At 54.8% G+C, this 21,313-nt stretch carries 15 protein-coding genes; 7 read left to right on the top strand and 8 right to left on the bottom strand.

Going from position 1 to position 21,313, the window contains the following annotated elements:
• Positions 1-27: 27 nt before the first annotated feature.
• Together mtlD and BM427_RS18825 are read right to left on the bottom strand one after the other, a co-directional pair.
• Positions 28-1,176 carry a mannitol-1-phosphate 5-dehydrogenase gene (gene mtlD, locus BM427_RS18820; RefSeq protein ID WP_482793369.1) on the bottom strand — a complete coding sequence of 383 codons (1,149 nt, stop codon included), beginning with the start codon at positions 1,174-1,176 and terminating at the stop codon, positions 28-30.
• Between the two features lie 132 nt (positions 1,177-1,308).
• Positions 1,309-3,219, bottom strand: coding sequence for a PTS mannitol transporter subunit IICBA (locus BM427_RS18825; RefSeq protein WP_090124121.1), 1,911 nt, complete (start codon positions 3,217-3,219; stop codon positions 1,309-1,311).
• A 514-nt stretch (positions 3,220-3,733) separates the two neighbouring features.
• On the opposite strand from BM427_RS18825, the gene BM427_RS18830 reads away from it, so the two are divergent.
• The 4 genes from BM427_RS18830 (at position 3,734) to BM427_RS18845 (ending at position 8,252) form a co-directional block, all read left to right on the top strand.
• Positions 3,734-4,342 (top strand): glutathione S-transferase, encoded by a 609-nt coding sequence (locus BM427_RS18830; protein WP_090124124.1) that lies wholly within the window; start codon positions 3,734-3,736, stop codon positions 4,340-4,342.
• Between the two features lie 92 nt (positions 4,343-4,434).
• Entirely contained in the window at positions 4,435-5,811 is a 1,377-nt protein-coding gene (selA, locus tag BM427_RS18835) for an L-seryl-tRNA(Sec) selenium transferase (protein WP_090124127.1), read from the top strand.
• Positions 5,808-7,652 carry a selenocysteine-specific translation elongation factor gene (gene selB, locus BM427_RS18840; RefSeq protein ID WP_090124131.1) on the top strand — a complete coding sequence of 615 codons (1,845 nt, stop codon included), beginning with the start codon at positions 5,808-5,810 and terminating at the stop codon, positions 7,650-7,652. The genes selA and selB overlap by 4 nt, the downstream gene beginning before the upstream one ends.
• A 126-nt stretch (positions 7,653-7,778) precedes the next feature.
• Positions 7,779-8,252 carry a 4Fe-4S dicluster domain-containing protein gene (locus tag BM427_RS18845; RefSeq protein WP_090124134.1) on the top strand — a complete coding sequence of 158 codons (474 nt, stop codon included), beginning with the start codon at positions 7,779-7,781 and terminating at the stop codon, positions 8,250-8,252.
• Positions 8,253-8,407: 155 nt separating this feature from the next.
• On the opposite strand, the gene avtA is transcribed toward BM427_RS18845, so the two are convergent.
• Both avtA and BM427_RS18855 read right to left on the bottom strand, forming a co-directional pair.
• On the bottom strand, positions 8,408-9,664 hold the full coding sequence (gene avtA / locus BM427_RS18850; protein ID WP_090124137.1) for a valine--pyruvate transaminase: 1,257 nt from the start codon (positions 9,662-9,664) through the stop codon (positions 8,408-8,410).
• A gap of 149 nt (positions 9,665-9,813) precedes the next feature.
• The gene (locus BM427_RS18855; protein WP_090124140.1) at positions 9,814-11,850 is read right to left on the bottom strand and encodes an alpha-amylase; all 2,037 of its coding nucleotides are present in this window, start codon (positions 11,848-11,850) and stop codon (positions 9,814-9,816) included.
• Between the two features lie 315 nt (positions 11,851-12,165).
• Here BM427_RS18855 and BM427_RS18860 point away from each other — a divergent pair, with 315 nt between their 5' ends.
• On the top strand, positions 12,166-12,993 hold the full coding sequence (locus BM427_RS18860) for a protein bax (protein WP_090124143.1): 828 nt from the start codon (positions 12,166-12,168) through the stop codon (positions 12,991-12,993).
• A gap of 52 nt (positions 12,994-13,045) precedes the next feature.
• On the opposite strand, the gene xylR is transcribed toward BM427_RS18860, so the two are convergent.
• From xylR to xylF, 4 genes are all read right to left on the bottom strand, one after another.
• The gene (gene xylR, locus BM427_RS18865) at positions 13,046-14,224 is read right to left on the bottom strand and encodes a D-xylose utilization transcriptional activator XylR (protein WP_090124146.1); all 1,179 of its coding nucleotides are present in this window, start codon (positions 14,222-14,224) and stop codon (positions 13,046-13,048) included.
• A 105-nt stretch (positions 14,225-14,329) separates the two neighbouring features.
• The gene (gene xylH, locus BM427_RS18870) at positions 14,330-15,511 is read right to left on the bottom strand and encodes a xylose ABC transporter permease XylH (protein ID WP_090124149.1); all 1,182 of its coding nucleotides are present in this window, start codon (positions 15,509-15,511) and stop codon (positions 14,330-14,332) included.
• Positions 15,489-17,030 carry a xylose ABC transporter ATP-binding protein gene (locus tag BM427_RS18875; protein ID WP_090124152.1) on the bottom strand — a complete coding sequence of 514 codons (1,542 nt, stop codon included), beginning with the start codon at positions 17,028-17,030 and terminating at the stop codon, positions 15,489-15,491. Before BM427_RS18875 ends, xylH begins: the two co-directional genes overlap by 23 nt.
• An 87-nt stretch (positions 17,031-17,117) precedes the next feature.
• Positions 17,118-18,110: a D-xylose ABC transporter substrate-binding protein gene (gene xylF, locus BM427_RS18880; RefSeq protein WP_043956119.1), complete on the bottom strand. Its 993-nt coding sequence runs from the start codon at positions 18,108-18,110 to the stop codon at positions 17,118-17,120.
• Positions 18,111-18,459: 349 nt separating this feature from the next.
• Here xylF and xylA point away from each other — a divergent pair, with 349 nt between their 5' ends.
• Positions 18,460-19,782, top strand: a complete 1,323-nt coding sequence (gene xylA / locus BM427_RS18885) for a xylose isomerase (RefSeq protein WP_090124156.1) — start codon at positions 18,460-18,462, stop codon at positions 19,780-19,782.
• A 50-nt stretch (positions 19,783-19,832) separates the two neighbouring features.
• Positions 19,833-21,287: a xylulokinase gene (gene xylB, locus BM427_RS18890; protein ID WP_090124159.1), complete on the top strand. Its 1,455-nt coding sequence runs from the start codon at positions 19,833-19,835 to the stop codon at positions 21,285-21,287.
• Positions 21,288-21,313: the final 26 nt, after the last annotated feature.

Genomic DNA, 21,313 nt, shown 5'->3' on the forward strand with positions numbered 1-21,313 from the left:
CGCGGGATCCCCGCGCCAAAACCGGCATCATGCCTTTGCGTTATATGCGTCGATGGCTTCGGTAATTACCGGGCTGTTGGCATCCAGGCCGGAAATTTGCGCCAGCGCTGCCTGCGGGCCTTTCTCTTCGATAAGCTGTGCCAGTTCTTGCGCCTGCGGATCCTGCTCGCTGCGGTAGTGCATCGCGGCGGCGATACCTTTTACCAGGTTTGCGTGCGGCAGGTTGTACTCCAGCGTGCCGAGCAGCGGTTTAATCAGACGGTCACCGGCGCTCAGTTTACGCAGCGGCTGACGGCCAACGCGTTCCACATCGTCTTTCAGCCACGGGTTTTCAAAACGGCCGAGGATTTTCTGAATGTACGCAGCATGCTTTTCGGGATCGAAGCCATAACGCTTGATCAGTACCTCGCCGCTCTCTTCCATCGCGCCCTTCACCACGGCGCGAATAGCGTCGTCGAGGATGGCATCACGAATGGTCTGATGGCCAGTCTGTTTTCCAAGGTACGCGGTTATAGCATGCCCGGTATTCAGCGTGAAGAGCTTGCGCTCAACAAATGCCATTAGGTTATCGGTTAACTCCATTCCTGGAATGACCGGCAGGGCACCTTTGAACTGCGTTTTATCAACAATCCACTCGCTGAAGGTTTCCACGGTCACTTCCAGCGGATCGTTAGTTGCGGATTCCGCTGGCGGAACGATACGGTCAACGGCCGAGTCGACAAAGCCGACATGCTCTTCTACCCACGCTTTATCGGCATCGGCCAGTGCGGCAATAACATGGCCTTTCAGTTGGGTGGTGCCGCGTACCATGTTTTCACAGGCAATGATATTCAGCGGCGTGTTGATGCCCTGCGCTTTGCGCTTCGCCAGACCTTTGGCAATCGCCGGAGCGATGCGCTCCAGAACAACCGGTCCCACGGCAGTGGTAACCAGGTCGACGTGCGCAATCAGGTCAATCACTTCATCACCGATGCTGCTGACAGCGTTGACGCCGGAAACGGTATCAATCTGCTGTTTTTCTCCCACAACATGAACCTGATAACTATGACGGGCATTCAGGGCATCAAGCACGACCTGATTCACATCGGCGAATGTCAGTTCAATCCCCGCGTCGGCAAGCAGTTTGCCGATAAAACCACGTCCGATATTACCTGCGCCAAAATGTAATGCTTTCATAAAATTAACCTTCATAAATGTTTTACCCGAGAGGGCCTGGGTGAAGAACACATATCGTTCTCCTCACCCTGACCCTCTCCCCGAAGGGAGAGTACAAAAGCCCGGTAAGCATTTGCCACCGGGCTTTGTTGATTACTTGTTCAGTAACGCCAGCACTTCCTCAACGCTGGAAGTCTGAGCCAAGCGTTCAATGACCGTCTCATCATCCAGTGCGTTGGTCAGGCTGGTGATAACCTGGATATGCTCGTTGTTACGCGCGGCGATACCGATGACCAGACGGGCTATGTCATCTTCTTCTTCGCCGAAACGCACACCTTGCGGATACTGGCAGAAAACCACGCCAGTTTTGAGTACACGGTCTTTGGCTTCCACCGTACCGTGCGGAACAGCGATTGACTCACCCAGATAAGTAGGGGTCAGTTTTTCACGATCCAGCATCGCTTGCACATACTCCGGCTCAACATAGCCGCCTTTCACCAGCTGCTCTCCGGCAAAACGAATCGCTTCTTCTTTGGTGTTCGCGCTGCGGCCAAGGAAGATGTTCTCTGCGCCCAGTTTGAACAGATTGCTGTCTGCCTCATCAAAGCTGTCTTTCAGGCTGGTTGTCACCTTTGCTTCGTTGTCTGTGTGGCGCTGTGCCGCAACCAGACGTTCAGTCAGGCTGGTGTACAGGCCACTGTCGAGGAAGTTAGTCAGCGAAATATGCTGCGCCTGCGGTACCTGACGCATTGCACGTTCTGTCAGATCGCGGTGCGTGATCACCAGGTCGACATCCGGCGGCAGGCTGTTAATTGCGCTGTTCGTCACCGAGATATTGGTCAGCCCAGCATCCTGCACTTTCTTACGCAGTACGCCTGCCCCCATGGCGCTGGAACCCATACCGGCATCACAGGCCACGATGATTTTACGAACATGGCTCAGGTCATTGGTGACATCGCCAGCCGACAGCGGAGTTGCGCCTTTGGACTCGGCTTTCATGTCATGCACGCGACGGGTAGCCGCTTCGATATCTTCATCTTCTTCTTTCACTTTGCTGGTTTTCAGCAGGATAGAAGAGATAACGAAGGAGACGACCAGTGCAGCCAGAATCGCCGTGATGTTAGCGAAGTAAGAGCCTTTCGGCGTCATCGCCAGCACCGCCAGGATGGAACCCGGAGAAGCCGGAGAAACCAGACCGCCGTTCAGCACGCTCAGGGTGAACACGCCAGTCATACCGCCGAGGATTACCGCCAGCAGCAGACGCGGGTTCATCAGCACATACGGGAAGTAAATTTCGTGGATACCACCCAGGAAGTGGATGATTGCCGCGCCGCCCGCAGACTGTTTCGCGCTGCCACGGCCGAAGAGCATATACGCCATCAGCACACCCATACCTGGACCCGGGTTTGCTTCGATCAGGAAGAAGATGGACTTGCCGAGTTCATGAGACTGCTGAATACCCAGTGGCGAGAAGATGCCATGGTTGATGGCGTTGTTGAGGAACAGGATTTTCGCCGGTTCAACAAAGATGGACGCCAGCGGCAGCATGTCATGAACAACCATGAAGTTAACGCCCGCAGCCAATGCTTTGGACAGCACTTCTACGGCAGGGCCGATGCCAAGGAATGCCAGAATGGCGAGGATCATACCGATGATGCCAGCAGAGAAGTTGTTCACCAGCATTTCGAAACCGGATTTGATCTTGCCGTCTACGGCAGCGTCAAATTTCTTGATGCAGTAGCCGCCAAGCGGTCCAGCAATCATCGCACCGAGGAACATCGGCATATCAGCACCGACGATAACCCCCATTGTGGTGATAGCACCCACTACGCCGCCGCGATCACCACCAACCAGACGACCACCGGTGAAACCGATGAGCAGCGGTAGCAAATACGTAATCATGGGGCCGACGAGTTTCGCCAGCGTCTCGTTTGGTAACCACCCTGTAGGAATAAACAATGCGGTAATGATACCCCACGCGATAAACGCGCCGATGTTGGGCATCACCATATTGCTGAGAAAACGACCAAAGCTTTGCACCTTGATCTTGATATCGGATGACATAAAACACCCCTTCTTATGTTTACTATCGCACAGGCCGGAAGCCCGAGGTTTGTTGTTAACGTGGCGGCAGAGGTAGCCGGACCTGGGTTATCTGTGAGGCGAAATCTCGCACCGAATTGCCTAACTGTCCAGACGATGACCTTTAATGTGATCTTGATCACGCAAATGTGGGGGATATCTCGCTTATTAGCGTGATTTACATCACAAAAAATCAGTGTAAAAAAAGAACAACGGATAAAAACCGAACGCTTATGGGGGTTTAATGTGATTATGATCACATTTTGTCATGGCTATTTTGTTATTTATTTGTGATCCAAATCACAAGATATTTTTGCCGGGAGTTTTCCGAGTGTGATCACCAGCAAACTGTCTTTTTACAATCAGGACAACCTGTAACTTCCTTTCAGGCAGTATGGCGAAGCTTAATTTAGTATCGGAAGTTTTCACGTTGATGAACCAATTTACGACGACTAGTACATAATTAACTTTTTGTTGGCAAAAAAGGACCCAAAAAATGAAACTTATCGGCAGCTACACCAGCCCTTTTGTCCGCAAAATCTCCGTGATGCTGCTGGAAAAGGGGATCACCTTTGAATTTATCAACGAGCAGCCCTACAACGCGATCAATGGCGTAGCGCACTACAACCCGCTCGGTAAGGTCCCCGCGCTGATTACAGATGAGGGTGAAGTCTGGTTCGACTCGCCGATCATCGCGCAGTACATTGAGTTACTAGGTATCGCACCGGCGTTATTACCGACGGAGCCTGTGGCTGCGCTGAAAATCCGCCAACTGGAAGCGCTGGCCGACGGCATTATGGATGCTGCGCTGTTTTCGGTGCGTGAACTGGCACGCCCGGTTGAGCAGCAATCGCAAAGCGAGCTGCTGCGCCAGCGGGAGAAAGTTTCGCAAGGTCTGGATACGCTGGAACGCTACCTGCAAGAGGGAACGCTCAGCGTGGAAACGCTGAACCTGGCGACCATTGCTATTGCCTGCGCGATTGGTTATCTCAACTTCCGCCACGTCTCGCCGGGCTGGTGCGTGAATCGCCCGCTGCTGGTGAAGCTGGTTGAGAACCTCTTCCAGCGTGAAAGTTTCGCCCGTACGGAGCCGCCAAAGGCCTGATAAGCATGGTGTCGGCCTGCGCAAAGTCGCTGTACAATCCCCTCACGTCAATCCCCCTGACGAGAGGGGGCAACTTATAGCCAGGCCTTTTCATGACAACTCTTTACAGCCGGATCCCATCGACCGATCGCCTGTTACGTGACGAGGCGTTCGCCACTTTATTAACGCTGTTCGGCCACAACCGCGTCACGCAGGTGCTGCATCAGTTGCAGGACGAAGCGCGTGAGCAAATCCGCCAGCAACAGACACTACCTGACTGGTGTGATGCCTGGGCCAGCGAGACGAAAAAGCGGCTGGAACAGTGCAGCACCAGCGCGCTGCGCCCGGTGTTTAACCTGAGCGGTACTGTACTGCATACCAACTTAGGCCGCGCGGTGCAGCCGCAGGCAGCGGTCGATGCCGTTGCGGCGGTGATGGGCTCCGCGACGACGCTGGAATACGATCTCGACGGTGCCGGACGTGGTCACCGCGATCGCGCACTGGCGGATTTACTCTGCCAGCTAACCGGTGCGGAAGATGCCTGTATCGTCAATAACAACGCTGCTGCCGTGTTGTTGATGCTGGCATCCACGGCAGCGGGGCGTGAAGTCGTTGTGTCGCGCGGCGAGCTGGTGGAGATTGGTGGCGCGTTCCGCGTTCCGGACGTGATGCGTCAGGCGGGTTGCGAGCTACATGAGGTGGGAACCACTAACCGTACACATGCCAAAGATTACCGCCAGGCGATCAACGACAACACGGCGCTACTGATGAAGGTGCATACCAGCAATTATCATATTGACGGTTTCACCGCCGCAGTGGATGAAGCAGAGCTGGTAACGCTTGCCGAAGCGGCCGGCCTGCCGGTGATTGTTGATTTAGGTAGCGGTTCGCTGGTGGATTTAAGCCGCTACGGCCTGCCAAAAGAGCCGATGCCGCAGACGCTGATTGCCGCAGGCGTCAGCCTGGTGAGCTTCTCCGGCGATAAGCTGCTCGGTGGCCCGCAGGCGGGTATTATCGTCGGTAAAAAAGCGCTGATTGCGCAGTTGCAGCAGCACCCTCTGAAACGGGCGCTGCGGGCGGATAAAATGACGCTGGCGGCGCTGGAAGCTACGCTGCGTCTCTATCTGCACCCGGAAACGCTGCCGCAACGCCTGCCGACGCTGCGTTATCTGACGCGCCCGGAGCCGGAGATCCGCGAGCAGGCACGGCGGCTGTGCGTGGCACTGAGTGCGCGATATAGCGAGTTCGACCTGCGTGTCGAAGCTTGTCTGTCACAGATTGGCAGTGGCTCTTTGCCCGTCGATCGCCTGCCTGGTGCGGCTGTGACCTTTACACCGCGCGACGGCAGTGGGCGTCGGCTGGAGGCGCTGGCAGCGCAGTGGCGGACGTTGCCGCAGCCGGTAATTGGCCGCATTTACGATGGTCGCTTGTGGCTGGACTGCCGCTGTCTTGATGATGAATCCCGCTTGCTGGAGATGTTGCTGAAATGATTATTGCCACTGCCGGGCATGTTGACCACGGCAAAACGACCCTGATTGAGGCGTTGACCGGCGTGAATGCCGATCGTTTGCCGGAAGAGAAAAAACGCGGCATGACTATCGATCTTGGCTATGCCTACTGGCCGCAGCCGGACGGGCGCGTACCGGGGTTTATTGATGTGCCGGGACACGAAAAATTCCTCTCGAATATGCTGGCGGGCGTCGGCGGCATCGATCATGCGCTGCTGGTCGTCGCCTGCGACGATGGCGTGATGGCGCAGACCCGCGAGCACCTGGCTATTTTGCAGCTTACCGGTAACCCGGCGCTGACCGTGGCACTAACCAAGGCCGATCGCGTGGATGACAGGCGAATTGAGCAGGTGCGTGCAGAAGTGCAAGAAACGCTGAAAACCTTTGGTTATTCGCAGGCGACAATGTTTGTCACTGCCGCAACAGAGATGCGTGGCATCGCTGAATTACGCGCGCATTTGTTGCACTTGCCGGAGCGCGCGCACCCGGAAAACCAACGTTTTCGCCTGGCGCTGGATCGTGCGTTTACCGTCAAAGGCGCCGGGCTGGTGGTGACCGGTACGGCGCTCTCTGGTGATGTGCGCGTGGGCGATACGTTGTGGCTGACCGGAGTGAATAAACCGATGCGCGTGCGTGGTCTGCATGCGCAGAACCAGCCGGTCGATCATGCTCACGCCGGGCAGCGCATTGCGCTCAATATTGCCGGTGACGCGGAAAAAGAGGCGCTCAGCCGCGGTGACTGGTTGCTGTCACAGCAACCGCTGGAGCCAACGGAGCGGGTAATTGTCGCGCTGCAAACGCACACGGCGCTGACCCAGTGGCAGCCGGTACATATTCACCACGCCGCCAGTCATGTTACCGGCCGCGTTTCGCTGCTGGAAAATGGTCTTGCCGAACTGGTGCTGGATACGCCGCTGTGGCTGGCTGATAACGATCGGCTGGTGCTACGCGATATCTCTGCGCGCACTACGCTGGCTGGAGCGCGCGTGGTCACGCTCAACTCACCGCGCCGCGGCAAACGTAAAACCGAGTATCTGCAATGGATTGTGCAGTTGGAGCAGGCGGGCGATGATGCGCAGGCGCTGCTGGCGCATTTATTGCGCGGCGCCGTCGATCTGACGGCGTTTGGCTGGGCGCGGCAGCTCAGCGCGCGTGGGCTGGAAGCGCTGCTGGATAACCCCGGTTTTATTCGTGCTGGCTATAATCTTTTGAATGCACCGGTGGCGGCACGCTGGCAGCGTAAGCTGCTGGAGACGCTGGCAATCTACCATGAGCAGCACCGGGAAGAGCCAGGCCCTGGGCGCGAGCGCCTGCGGCGCATGGCGTTGCCGATGGAAGATGAAGCGCTGGTGCTCACGCTTATCGAACGGATGCGCGAGGCGGGCGATATTCACAGCCATCATGGCTGGCTGCATCTACCGGATCACAAAACCAGCTTCAGCGATGAACAGGCGCATCTTTGGCAAAAGGTCTCGCCACTGTTTGGTGACGAACCGTGGTGGGTACGCGATCTGGCGTGCGAAACAGCAAGCGATGAACAGATGATGCGCGGCGTGCTGCGGCAGGCTGCTCAGCAGGGGCTCATTACGGCGATCGTGAAAGATCGTTATTACCGTAACGATCGGATCGTCACCTTCGCCAGTATGATCCGCGATCTGGATCAGGCGCGCGGTTCCACCAGCGCCGCCGATTTCCGCGATACCCTGAACGTGGGACGCAAACTGGCGATTCAGATTCTGGAATATTTTGACCGCATTGGTTTTACCCGCCGACGCGGCAATGACCATATCCTGCGCGACAAAGCCCTTTTCCTGAAGGAGTAAGTCCCAGGCAGAGCGCCAGAAATATTCATGCAAATGACAAATCTGGCGTCTTTCCCTTCTGCGATCAAAGCGCGGCAGCGACGCTTTCGGCACTCTTGGCTTTTTTAACGCCTGCAGGAGTGGGGAATGAACTGTTTTATTATCGCCGATTCGGCAAAATGCATTGGCTGTCGCACTTGCGAAGTGGCCTGCGTAGTGTCGCACCAGGATGATCAGGATTGCGCAACCCTCTCGGCCTCCACCTTTTCTGCCCGCATTCGGGTGGTGAAAACCGGCACATTTTCCACGGCTGTGACCTGTCATCACTGTGAAGATGCGCCCTGTGTGAATGTCTGCCCGGTTGGCGCAATTTATCGCGCCGACGGCGCGGTACGGGTGGAGCAATCCCGCTGCATCGGCTGTAAAAGCTGCATGATCGCCTGCCCGTTTGGCGCGATGCAGGTGATGCGGGTTGACGTGTGTGCACTGGTGCTGAAGTGCGATCTCTGCCAGCACCGCGAAACGGGACCCGCCTGCGTTGAAGCCTGCCCGACCAGCGCCCTCAGCTGTGTCAACCCGTCGCAACTGCGTGAGTGCCGTCTGCGAAGCCAGCTAGCGTAAGCCGTTAAAGTCCCTCGTCAGCGTCAGGCTGTAGCGCCAACTGCGCGTATGGCTGCCTCATGGCAAATCGCCGGTTGGACGTGCGGCTTCCAGCGAGCGTGTAATGCTATTCCATCGATCAAACGTCGGACGGCGATGGCTTTTTTAAACGCTCTTCAGGCCTCGTTTTCTTGCCAGGCTTTTTCAACCTCTTCGGCGAGAATTTTCACTCCGGCTTCGATAAGTACGGGTTCCGGCACATAGTTCATGCGCATGCACTGATGCGTGTGCGGCCAGGGTTTATCCAGCCCCGGGAAGAAGTAATCGCCCGGCACCATTAGCACGCCACGTTTTTTCAGGCACTGATAAAGTAATTCGGTGCTGATGGGCAGATCCTTGAACCACAGCCAGAGGAAAATTGCCCCTTCTGGTTTATGGATCAGGCAGCGTTCTTCCGGCAGGTAACGGCGCAGAACGGCGATGGTTTCCTGAACCCGCTGGTAATAAAACGGTTTGATCACGTCTTTGGAGAGGCGCAGCAGGTCTTTGCGCTTAATCATCTCGCACATCATTGCCGGACCGATACCGCCTGGTGCAAGGCTGATGATGCCGTTCATATTGCGAATGGCGGAGATGATTTTATCGTTGGCGATGATAATACCGCAGCGACTGCCCGGCAGACCCAGCTTCGACAGGCTCATGCACAGGATGATATTCGGGTTCCACAGTGGACGTGCTTCGCTAAAGATGATGCCCGGGAAAGGCACGCCGTAAGCGTTATCGATCACCAGCGGAATGTTGTGCTGATTTGCCAGCACATCGAGTTTCATTAACTCTTCATCGGTGATCACGTTACCTGTTGGGTTAGTTGGCCGTGAAACGCAAATCATCCCGGTCTCTTCGCCGATATGCAGATGTTCGAAATCGACATGGTATTTAAACTGGCCATCAGGCAGCAGTTCAATATTAGGTCGCGCCGAGACGAATAAGTCCTCTTCCAGCCCGGAATCCGCGTAGCCGATGTACTCCGGTGCCAACGGAAATAATACTTTTCTGGTGGTTCCATCGGCACGACGGCCTGCAAAGAGATTGAATAAGTAGAAAAACGCGCTCTGGCTGCCATTTGTTAGTGCAATATTCTGTGGTTCAATATCCCAACCCAACTCTTCGCGCAGCATCCCGGCCAGAGCTGTCAGCAGCTCGGTTTTGCCTTGCGGGCCGTCATAATTGCACAGCGCATCAGTCGCTTTGCCGTTTTCTACCATCCCGGCAAGCAGGTTATGGAAGTAATCGGTCATAGCCGGGATTTGTGCCGGGTTACCGCCGCCGAGCATGATGGCGCCAGGGGTGCGTAAACCGTCATTGAGATCCTCCATCAGGCGTGTAATGCCTGCATGGCGGGTAAATTTGTCGCCGAAAAGTGAAAATGTCATCGCTACTGCTCTGTCGGGCTACTGTTCAAAGTGGCTAACCATAACGCTCTGCAGAGCAGTGTGCAAATTGCCGCGCCGTGACGATTCTAGCTGTTTATACTAAATAAGTATTTTTTGTTGGCATAATATTCTGATGTTTGCCTTATGGCTCAGTGTGGGGGTGTACCTGCCCAGATAACCATGACTTTGTCTTCTCCTTGCTCGCGAACGAATCCATATCCTTGCGGCAGTGTCAGCGAGGTTTGTTTTCCCGCGCCCAGTGCCGGATGGCGCGCGCGGAACTGGCCCAGGGTTTGCCAGTGGCGCAGGCTTTGCGCTGCTTTGCCGTCAAGATCCTGCCAGTTCATGTCCGAACGCGTGCCTTGCAGCGGATCGGATCCCGTGGGGCCAAACGGACGTGCGGATTCATCGCCATAGAAGATTTGCACTGCGCCTGGTGCAAGCAATAACAGCTCTGCCGATTGTTGGCCGCCTTCGCGGAACAGGCGCGTATCGTGTGAGGAGAGATAACTCAGGGCGTTAAAGCTTTGCAGCTTGTCCGCCATTTGCTGCCAGACAGTATCCATATTTGCCAGGCACGGTACGGCGCTGGCGGCCTGCTCCTGATAATCAAAATTGATCATCGCGTCGAAACCGTGGTCGTAGTAGGCGCTGCGCATGACGCCGTGGCCCCAGGATTCGCCGGTCATCCAGAATGGCGTATCATCGATTTTCTTCTGCGGGTTGGCTTTTTTCCACTCAGCCAGCGCCTCTGTCGCCTGGGTTTTGAGTTGCTGCCAGGCTGCCAGTTCTACGTGTTTGGCGGTATCTACGCGAAAACCGTCGATACCATAATCGCGCACCCACTGGCTGAGCCAGTGGGTCAGATAATCTCGTGGCGTGTAACCGGCAATCTCCTGAGCGTGGGTGTCCGGTTTATGTTGGTAGAAGACGGGCAAGCCGGATGGCGTGGTCGATTCTGTTTTCAGATCCGGCAAAAACGCCAGCGACATGGTCAGATCGTCAAAACCGGGGTTGTCATAATCGCCGATATCTGTGCGGATCCAGTTTTTGCCCCACCAGTTTTGCCACGCCGTTTTATCGCTGAAATTGATGTAATCATTGAAACTGTGCCACGTCTGGCCGGCGCTGGGCTTCCAGTCTGTCCAGTGTTCGCCGAGGATTTTGCGTCGCTCATCCTCTTTCAGATAAAGCGCGCCAAACTGATACGTCTGCATATCTGCAAGTGTGGCGTAGCCGGTGTGGTTCATCACCACGTCAAACAACACGCGGATCCCGCGTCGGTGTGCTTCATCTACCAGCGTGCGTAAATCCTCTTCGCGGCCCATATTGGCATCCAGCCGCGTCCAGTCTTGCGTGTAGTAACCGTGGTAGGCGTAATGGGGAAAATCGCCTTTCGTGCCGCCGCCTACCCAGCCGTGGATCTGCTCCAGCGGCGAGCTTATCCATAACGCATTCACGCCCAGTTGTTGCAAATAATCGAGTTTACTGGTTAGGCCTTTCAGATCGCCGCCGTGGAAGGTGCCAATCTCCTGCATACCATCTTTGTGCCGTCCGTAGCTATTGTCATTTGACGGGTCGCCATTCACATAACGGTCGGTTAAAACAAAATAAACGGTGGCGTTATGCCACTGGAAGGGGGCCGGGCCATGAGTTTCGGCTCTTTCTAACAGCAGCAGTCCATCGCTTTCTGCCGCAGGCTGAAGGGTGATTTTGCCGTTGCGGACGGTGGCGGTTTGCTGGCTGTAGAAATCGCGCACCTGGCTGCCTTCCGGGAAGGTTGCACCGACGTCTATCGTCAACGGCTTATCGCTGCGCACCGGGCACTGGCGCGCCACGTTTGCGCGGGTGTCGGTGTTCTCGCTTTTCACGCTCAGTAACAGAGTGGGCGTGCCGGAACGGGTATCGAGCTGCAACTGGTAATCGCCATCGCGGAAAATGCGCCACTGTGGCGCGCTGCCTGCGCAGGGAACCAGGGACAACATCTGATTGAGCTTTACTTCTTCAGCAGGTTGCCAGCATTGCTGGCCCCCCTGCAATGTGAGCGGATAAGCCCCTTTTTTCAGCATCGTCTGGCTGCGCCACAGACCGGTGCCATCGTTGGTTAAGCCAGGGAAATGGCTCACAGACCAGTCGGCAAAAGCGAAGCAGGGTATAAATAGCAGTGAAAGCGCGGCGTGTTTCATCTGATGTCCCGTTAACGGCGGTTTCTTTCAGTTTGCCACGCTGAGAACAGAGCCGACTCATCCTGTGCGCGTTATCGCCAGGGAGGAGAACAACGGGTGAGTGATATGCCACACAGAACGTCATAGATTTGCGATAACCACCACAATTATCACTCTCTGTCCATTTTCTACACCATTCCCTGGTGACATGGTTTCGGAATTGGATTATTTCTGTACGTGCTCTTGTACGCTATTTTTGGTATGATTCGAGGTTCAGCCCTCAAATTTATGCAAAAAAGAAGGTGTTGGAATGTTCATATCCGACCAGGAGACCTAATGATATCGATACCCATGCGACGACCTGGGGCGACGATACTCATGTTTTTCACCCTTATATTTTCGGGTGGGGTGCTGGCAAAGACGCACACAGAAACAGCGAGTCACAAAGCCCACGTCACTAAGGCAAACGTAAAAAAACAGGCAAGCAGTAAACAAGAGTATTCTCGCAATAGTGTAAATAGCAGTCCACTTCCTGATTTGCGAAAATACCCTTCCGGAACCCCAAGGAAAAAAGCGTTTCTCCGGACAGTAATGCCTTACATAACCAGTAAAAACGCAGCGATTACCGCCGAGCGTAACTGGCTGCAAAAGAAACAGTACGACAGCCAATGGTCGCCTGCAGAACGCTCGCGCCTGAAGGATATTGCCAACCGCTACAAAGTGAGCTGGTCCGGGAATACGCGCCGTATCCCCTGGAACACGCTGCTGGAGCGCGTGGATATTATTCCTGACAGTATGGTCGCTACCATGGCGGCGGCGGAAAGCGGCTGGGGTACATCCAAACTCGCGCGTACCAATAACAATCTGTTTGGTATGAAGTGTGCCAAAGGTGCCTGTAAAAATGGCCCGGGTAAGGTGAACGGCTATTCCCACTTTGAATCCTTGCAGGAGTCGGTGGAGGCTTATGTCACAAATCTGAACACGCACTCTGCTTATGCGTCGTTCCGTAAATCCCGCGCGCAATTACGCAAGGCCGATCAGGAAGTGACGGCTTCAAACATGATTCATAAGCTGAAGGGTTACTCGACTCGCGGCGCGAGTTACAACAATTATCTGTTTGCCATGTATCAGGATAATCAGCAGTTAATCGCAGCACATATGTAACTGTTTTCCTCGATAAAACGCCTTCCCTGTGGAAGGCGTTTTTCTTTGTGCGCTATATTAGCACTTCGCTGTAGCGGTCGCGGTAGTCTTTCGGCGTGCTGTCGTACTCTTTGCGGAAGACGGAATAGAAATATTGCAGCGACGGATAGCCGCACATCTGTGAAATTTCGTTGATCGAGAGCGATGTTGAAATCAGCAGGCTACGCGCTTTTTCCAGTTTCTCCGCGTGGATCACCGCATGAATGGTTTCCCCCACTTCCTCTTTAAAGCGCTTCTCCAGATTGGAACGCGAAATACCGACAGCATCCAGTACTTGATCGACCTTGATCCCCTTGCAGGCATGATTGCGGATGTAGTGCATCGCCTGGATGACAGCCGGATCGTTCAGCGATCGGTAATCAGTCGAGCGTCGTTCCACCACCCGCACTGGCGGCACCAGCAGCCGCTGAAGTGGTAAGGTTTCGCTATCCAGCAGACGATGCAGTAATTTCGCCGCCTGGTAGCCCATCTGCCGCGTACCCTGTACCACGGAAGAGAGCGCGACGCGGGAGAGATAGCGGGTCAGCTCTTCATTATCGATGCCAATCACGCACAGCTTTTCCGGCACAGGAATATGCAGATGGTCGCACACTTGCAGAACGTGGCGGGCGCGGGCGTCGGTAACGGCAATGATGCCGGTTTGCGGGGGTAGCGTTTGTAGCCAGTCGGCGAGCCGGTTCTGTGCGTGCTGCCAGTTTTCCGGCGCGGTGGTCAGTCCCTGATAGACTACACCACGGTATTTCTCCTGCGCGACAAGTCGGCAAAAAGCATATTCACGCTCAGCAGCCCAGCGCTTACTGTTGGACGCGGGCAGGCCGTAAAAGGCAAAACGGTGTACGCCTTTCTCTTTCAAATGCAAGAATGCGCTCTCAACCAGCGCGTGATTGTCGGTGGCGATATAATGAACCGCAGGGTAGCTTTCCGGTGTGTGATAGGAGCCGCCAACGCCGACGATCGGGACATCAACATCGGCCAATACCTGTTCTATTTCCGGGTCGTCGTAATCGGCAATAACACCATCGCCGACCCACTCTTTAATATTTTCAATGCGTGCGCGGAAATCTTCCTCAATAAAGATATCCCACTCGGATTGCGACGCCTGCAAATACTCGCCTACACCCTCGACAACCTGGCGGTCATAGGCTTTATTAGCATTAAATAACAGCGTGATGCGATGGCGTTTTTCAAACATGTCTCTGGGATTCCTAGCTTTCCACCTACTCTGATTATCATATCCAGCACACTGCCGGATAAAAAAGATCCGGCAGTGTGATCGCGCCTGTATTCATCACCCTTTTCAGGCCCGGCGTTTGGTCGCGGAATCCATCCACACCGCCAGCAGTAAAATCGCGCCTTTGACGATGTATTGCCAGAAGGTGGGCACATCCATCATGCTCATGCCGTTATCCAGCGAGGCCATAATAAATGCCCCCATTACGGCACCCGCAACGCTACCAATCCCGCCTGCGAGGCTGGTGCCGCCAATTACACAGGCGGCAATGGCGTCCAGCTCGGCAATATTCCCTGCCGAAGGCGAGCCCGCACCGAGGCGTGAACTGAGGATTAACCCGGCGATTGCCACCATCAAACCGTTAATGGCAAATACCGCCAGCTTGGTACGCTCAACGTTGATACCGGAAAGCCGGGCGGCTTCCAGGTTGCCACCGATGGCGTAAATCCGGCGGCCAAACGCGGTTCGCGTAGCCATAAACATCCCGGCCAGCAGAAGAAACGCCAGCAGCAGCACCGGCGTGGGAACGCCACGATAATCATTGAGCAACCAGATAGCGCCCAGCACAATCACTGCGATAAGCGCCTGACGACCAATCGCGCTGGTGGCGGCTGGTGTTGTGAGGCCGAGAGACTGGCGGCGTAACCGCCCGCGCCATTGCCAGAGCACAAACACCACCATGCCCAGAATGCCGACGCCGAAACCAACACCGTCTGGCAGGTAGCTTTGGCCGATTTGCGACATTGCCGCACTGGTGGGAGAAACCGTGGTGCCGTTGGTGATGCCGATTAACACGCCGCGAAACGCCAGCATACCGGCGAGGGTGACGATGAATGACGGCACCTTACGGTAGGCCACCCACCAGCCATTCCATGCGCCAAGCAGCAGACCGAGCACCAGCGTTACCGCCACGGTGAGCGGTAGCGGCCAACCGAGCCAGACATCAAAAATTGCCGCTGCGCCGCCGAGCAGGCCCATCATTGAGCCAACGGAGAGGTCAATTTCTGCGGAAATAATGACGAACACCATACCGACTGCCAGAATACCGGTGATGGCGGTCTGGCGTAGCAGGTTAGAGATATTGCGCGCGCTCAGGTAAGCGCCATCGGTCATCCCGGTGAAAAACAGCATGATCACCACGATGGCAGCAATCATGACAAAGACCTGTAAGTTGAGGGATTTCAGACCGGAAAATATGCCCGGTGAGACCGTGGATAGCTTCATTTCAGACGGGTTGCTTTTCGACATGATGTTCGCTCCTCAGTGCCGCTTCCATGACCTGCTCCTGGGTCAGATTACGATTGATAAGATCGGCTTTCAGCTTGCCCTCATGCATCACCAGCACCCTGTCGCTTAATCCCAGCACTTCGGGCAGCTCGGATGAGATAACGATGACGGCAATCCCTTGCTGCACCAGTTGGTTAATGAGTTTGTAGATTTCATACTTCGCGCCGATATCAATACCGCGCGTCGGTTCGTCGAGGATTAAAATGCGCGGGTTGAGCAGCAGGCAGCGGGCCAATATCGCCTTTTGCTGATTGCCGCCGCTGAGGCGACCAATGGCAAGCGATGGCGATGAAGTTTTTACTTTCAACCGTTGTAGAGACTGTAAAATGCAGGCCTGCTCTGCAGCATCGTCCAGGCTGCTGAGTGCGCCGGTAAACTGATCCAGCGCCGCAAGGGTAATATTTTTTCCCACCGCCATAACCGGCACGATGCCATCTTTTTTGCGATCTTCCGGCACCATCGCAATGCCGTGTGCAATGGCCTGCTGGCAGTTGTGGATCTCCACCTGCTTGCCATCAAGGTAAATCGTGCCCTCCCAGCGGCCCGGCCACACGCCGAACAGGCACTGTACGGCTTCCGTTCTGCCAGCGCCGACTAACCCGGCGATACCGAGTATTTCGCCGCGTTTCAGGCTGAAGGAGACATCGTTGACGCGTTTAATATGGCGATTAACCGGATGCCAGGCGGTCAGGTGTTCAACGCGCAGGATCTCCGCGCCGGTAGTATGTGGCTCGCTGGGATAAAGCGCCGTGAGTTCGCGACCAACCATCATGGTGATGATGTCATCTTCGCTCATGCCCGTCGCATCGCGAGTGCCGATATGTTTGCCATCGCGAATGACACAAACCATGTCAGATATCGCTTTGACTTCATTGAGCTTATGGGAAATATAGATACAGGCGATATCATGGTTGCGCAGGTCGCGGATGATATCCAGCAGTACCGAGGTTTCCTTTTCGGTGAGCGAGGCTGTCGGCTCATCCAGAATAAGCAGCCGTACCTGCTTATTTAGCGCTTTAGCAATTTCCACCAGTTGCTGCTGCCCCAGTCCTAAATCACCTACCCGGGTGTCGGGTGAAATGGCCAGGTTCACCTGGTTAAGGAGTTTTTCGCAACGCAGCGTCATCAGGTCGTAATCCATCACGCCATTACGGGTGATTTCCGCGCCGAGGAAAATATTTTCCAGCACCGTCAGGTGTTTCACCAACGCCAGTTCCTGGTGAATGATAGCGATACCTTTACGTTCGGTGTCGCGGATATGGCTGGCCTGCAAGGTTTCACCGGCAAACACTATCTCCCCGTCGTAGCTGCCCGCCGGGTAGATCCCGCACAGGACTTTCATCAGTGTTGATTTACCGGAACCATTCTCGCCGCACAGTGATAACACTTCACCAGCATTCAATCGCAGGCTGACATTATCAATGGCTTTCACAACACCAAAGGCTTTGGTGATGTTTTTCATTTCGAGTAAATAAGGCATAGCTGCTCCACGTCATTTGCTGGTCTGACAACGCCTGAAAGAGGAGGCGGAGGGCACGCCCCACAATGGAGAGGCGCGCCGAACGTGCTAGAGCTGGTTTTTCTGATGGAAACCATCTTTGATGACAGTGGCGTCGATATTGTCTTTCGTCACCTCGATAGGCGTCAGCAAGCGGGACGGGACATCCTTCAGACCGTTGTTGAGCGTAGTATCTGCTTTCGGCTGCTGGCCATTGCCCAGTTCAACGGCAATTTCCGCCGCCGTGTTGGCAAGCTGCGTAATCGGCTTGTAGACGGTCATTGTCTGACTACCGTTAATCAGCCGTTTTACCCCGGCGAGATCCGCATCCTGGCCGGAGATGGCGACTTTCCCTGCCAGGCCCTGGGCGCTAAGCGCCTGGATTGCGCCGCCAGCGGTGGCATCATTTGAAGCGACTACAGCATCGATTTTGTTGTTGTTAGCGGTGAGCGCGTTTTCCATTATTTTCAGCGCATTTTCCGGCAGCCAACCGTCGACCCACTGATCGCCGACAATTTTTATTTTTCCGCTATCAATATACGGTTTTAACACTTTCATCTGCCCGGCACGGAACAGCTTAGCGTTATTATCCACCGGTGAGCCGCCCATTAAAAAATAATTCCCTTGCGGCACTTTCTTGACCAGGCTTTGCGCCTGTAATTCCCCGACTTTTTCATTATCGAAGGAAATATAGAAATCGATGTCGGCATTATTAATCATGCGATCATAAGCCAGAACTTTAATACCTTCCTGTTTGGCTTCTTTTATTACGTTGCTTAATACCTGACCGTTGTAGGGAATAATAACCAGGACATCAACGCCACGGTTTATCATATTTTCAATTTGCGACATTTGTGTTTCTTCATTGCCGTTAGCGGATTGAACAAACACATTGGCGCCGAGCGATTCGGCTTTTTTAACAAAAATATCGCGATCTTTTTGCCAACGTTCAAGGCGCAGATCGTCAATCGCCATACCAATCTTCACTTCTTTGGCATGGCCAACGGCGCTGGCAAGGAGCAGGGAGGCGCAGAGTGTAAGGCAAAGATTCTTTATCTTCATAATAGTAATACCTTTCGTAGGGTGATGAGCGAGATAAAAGAAACATGCACTGCTTTGGACGAGCAAATTTTTAACACGGAACGTCAACTTAGCAATTACTGATTTTTATCCACGCATTACGTTTTTTGGTTTATTTGCTGATTTATGACCGCGATCTTATTTTAAAAAAAGAAAAATCGATTTTGCATAAAAATGAGGAAGGCAACACGCAACAATAATCGGTGTTATTTTGCGAGCCAGCGCACGTTTGTGTATTCTCTTAATGGCGGTGTGAAATAACGTAATTGAGCAAGCCAGAGAGAGAATCCAGTATTACTTCAGAATTGTTCACTCGCCAATGGAGCTCATTATGCAAGCTTATTTCGATCAGCTGGATCGGGTTCGTTATGAAGGCCCAAAAACTACGAATCCTTTAGCGTTTCGTCATTACAATCCGGATGAGCTAGTGCTCGGTAAGCGCATGGAGGATCACCTGCGTTTTGCCGCTTGCTACTGGCACACCTTCTGCTGGAATGGCGCGGATATGTTCGGTGTGGGCTCCTTTGATCGCCCATGGCAGCACCCTGGCGAGGCTATGGAGCAGGCGAAACGCAAAGCTGATGTCGCTTTTGAGTTTTTCCATAAGCTGAACGTCCCCTTTTACTGCTTCCATGACGTCGATGTCTCTCCTGAAGGTGCATCACTGAAAGAGTACCTCAATAACTTTGCGCAGATGGTAGATGTGCTGGCTGAAAAACAGCAACAGAGCGGCGTGAAGTTGCTGTGGGGGACGGCGAACTGCTTTACCAACCCGCGTTATGGCGCAGGCGCGGCGACCAATCCCGATCCGGAAGTTTTCAGTTGGGCCGCCACCCAGGTGGTGACGGCGATGAACGCCACCCATAAGCTTGGCGGCGAAAACTATGTGCTTTGGGGCGGGCGTGAAGGGTATGAAACCCTGCTGAACACCGATTTGCGCCAGGAGCGTGAACAAATCGGCCGCTTTATGCATATGGTGGTTGAGCACAAACACAAAATTGGTTTTCAAGGCACACTGCTTATCGAACCGAAACCACAGGAGCCGACTAAACATCAATACGATTACGACGCAGCCACTGTGTATGGCTTCCTGAAGCAGTTTGGTCTGGAGAAAGAGATCAAGCTCAATATCGAAGCCAACCACGCCACGCTGGCGGGCCACTCTTTCCATCACGAAATTGCTACAGCCATCGCGCTGGGGCTGTTCGGCTCAGTGGATGCGAACCGCGGCGACGCGCAGCTCGGCTGGGATACCGATCAGTTCCCGAACAGTGTGGAAGAGAATGCGTTGGTGATGTATGAAATTCTCAAGGCAGGCGGTTTCACCACTGGTGGGCTGAATTTTGACGCCAAAGTGCGTCGCCAGAGCACCGATAAATATGACCTCTTCTACGGACATATCGGCGCAATGGATACCATGGCGCTGGCGCTGAAAGTGGCCGCTCGCATGGTGGAAGATGGCGAGCTGGATAAACGCGTTGCGAAGCGCTACGCAGGCTGGAATGGTGAGCTGGGCCAGCAAATTTTGCAGGGGCAGCTTAGCCTCACGGAGCTGGCGAAGTACGCTGAGCAACAGAACCTGGCACCGCGCCATCAGAGCGGTCATCAGGAACAACTGGAAAATCTGGTCAATCATTACCTCTTCGACAAGTAACCGGTGCTGCGCCGTGGGTAACGCGGCGCACATCAACAGGAGTGGTCACTATGTATATCGGGATCGATCTCGGCACCTCAGGCGTGAAGGCTATTCTGCTCAGTGAGCAGGGGGATGTGCTGGCCTCTCATACGGAAAAACTCAGCGTATCGCGCCCGCAGCCATTATGGTCCGAGCAGGATCCTGAACAGTGGTGGCAGGCGACGGATCGTGCAATTCAGGCACTGGCTGCCGCGCATTCGTTACAGCAGGTGAAGGCCATCGGACTTGCCGGGCAGATGCACGGCGCCACGCTGCTGGATAATGAAAACCGCGTGCTACGTCCGGCCATTTTGTGGAATGACGGTCGCTGTGGCGAAGAGTGCAAGCTGCTGGAAGCGCAGGTGAAAAATTCCCGCACTATTACCGGCAATCTGATGATGCCCGGTTTTACCGCGCCGAAGCTGCTGTGGGTTCAGCGCCACGAGCCGGACATCTTCGCCAGAGTTGCTAAGGTATTACTACCCAAAGATTATCTGCGTCTGAAAATGTCCGGTGCTTTTGCCAGCGATATGTCAGATGCTGCGGGCACTATGTGGTTGGATGTTGCGAAGCGCGACTGGAGCGATGAGATGCTGGCGGCCTGCTCGCTCACTCGTGCACATATGCCTGCGTTGTTTGAAGGTAGCGAAATAACCGGCGAACTGCTGCCGGAGGTTGCGCGACGCTGGTCAATGCCCGTTGTTCCCGTGGTGGCGGGCGGTGGTGATAATGCGGCGGGTGCTGTAGGGGTGGGCATGGCTGATGCCGGTCAGGCGATGCTCTCGCTGGGGACGTCCGGCGTTTATTTCGCGGTCAGCGAAGGGTTTCTGAGCAAGCCGGAGAGCGCAGTGCACAGCTTTTGCCACGCGCTGCCGGGGCGCTGGCATCTGATGTCGGTGATGCTTAGCGCCGCCTCTTGCCTGGACTGGGCAGCACGGCTGACGGGTCTGGAATCGGTGCCTGCCCTGATCCACGCAGCGGAGCAGGCGGACGACAAGGCGGGCGATCTCTGGTTTCTGCCCTATCTTTCCGGCGAACGCACGCCGCATAATAACCCGCAGGCGAAGGGGGTTTTCTTTGGCCTGACGCATCAACACGGGCAGGGTGAACTGGCGCGTGCGGTGCTGGAAGGTGTGGGTTATGCGCTGGCGGATGGCATGGATGTGGTGCATGCCTGCGGCGTGATGCCGAAGAGTATTACGCTTATCGGCGGTGGCGCGCGCAGCGCCTGGTGGCGGCAAATGCTGGCGGATATCAGCGGCCTGCAACTCGATTATCGTACCGGCGGCGATGTTGGCCCGGCGCTGGGCGCTGCGCGGCTGGCGCAGGTCGCAATGAACCCGGATGTCCCGCTGATAACACTGTTACCGCAGCTTCCTATTGAACAACAACACCTGCCGAATGCTGAACGTCATGCCGGGTACGCTTCGCGTCGCGAGATGTTCCGGCGCATCTATCAGCAGCTGTTACCGCTGATGTCCTGACTGTTCCGGCTCACTTTCTTCAGTGG

Origin of the sequence: Kosakonia arachidis (assembly GCF_900116535.1) — a bacterium.
Lineage (GTDB): Bacteria > Pseudomonadota > Gammaproteobacteria > Enterobacterales > Enterobacteriaceae > Kosakonia > Kosakonia arachidis.

What these genes read in the sequence shown, in the direction of transcription:
- xylF (WP_043956119.1), bottom strand. Translation starts at nt 18,110, where the DNA reads ATGAAGATAAAGAATCTTTGCCTTACACTCTGCGCCTCCCTGCTCCTT.
- selA (WP_090124127.1), top strand. Translation starts at nt 4,435, where the DNA reads ATGACAACTCTTTACAGCCGGATCCCATCGACCGATCGCCTGTTACGT.
- BM427_RS18875 (WP_090124152.1), bottom strand. Translation starts at nt 17,030, where the DNA reads ATGCCTTATTTACTCGAAATGAAAAACATCACCAAAGCCTTTGGTGTT.
- xylB (WP_090124159.1), top strand. Translation starts at nt 19,833, where the DNA reads ATGTATATCGGGATCGATCTCGGCACCTCAGGCGTGAAGGCTATTCTG.
- BM427_RS18855 (WP_090124140.1), bottom strand. Translation starts at nt 11,850, where the DNA reads ATGAAACACGCCGCGCTTTCACTGCTATTTATACCCTGCTTCGCTTTT.
- mtlD (WP_482793369.1), bottom strand. Translation starts at nt 1,176, where the DNA reads ATGAAAGCATTACATTTTGGCGCAGGTAATATCGGACGTGGTTTTATC.
- avtA (WP_090124137.1), bottom strand. Translation starts at nt 9,664, where the DNA reads ATGACATTTTCACTTTTCGGCGACAAATTTACCCGCCATGCAGGCATT.
- xylR (WP_090124146.1), bottom strand. Translation starts at nt 14,224, where the DNA reads ATGTTTGAAAAACGCCATCGCATCACGCTGTTATTTAATGCTAATAAA.
- BM427_RS18830 (WP_090124124.1), top strand. Translation starts at nt 3,734, where the DNA reads ATGAAACTTATCGGCAGCTACACCAGCCCTTTTGTCCGCAAAATCTCC.
- BM427_RS18825 (WP_090124121.1), bottom strand. Translation starts at nt 3,219, where the DNA reads ATGTCATCCGATATCAAGATCAAGGTGCAAAGCTTTGGTCGTTTTCTC.
- xylA (WP_090124156.1), top strand. Translation starts at nt 18,460, where the DNA reads ATGCAAGCTTATTTCGATCAGCTGGATCGGGTTCGTTATGAAGGCCCA.
- BM427_RS18860 (WP_090124143.1), top strand. Translation starts at nt 12,166, where the DNA reads ATGATATCGATACCCATGCGACGACCTGGGGCGACGATACTCATGTTT.
- selB (WP_090124131.1), top strand. Translation starts at nt 5,808, where the DNA reads ATGATTATTGCCACTGCCGGGCATGTTGACCACGGCAAAACGACCCTG.
- BM427_RS18845 (WP_090124134.1), top strand. Translation starts at nt 7,779, where the DNA reads ATGAACTGTTTTATTATCGCCGATTCGGCAAAATGCATTGGCTGTCGC.
- xylH (WP_090124149.1), bottom strand. Translation starts at nt 15,511, where the DNA reads ATGTCGAAAAGCAACCCGTCTGAAATGAAGCTATCCACGGTCTCACCG.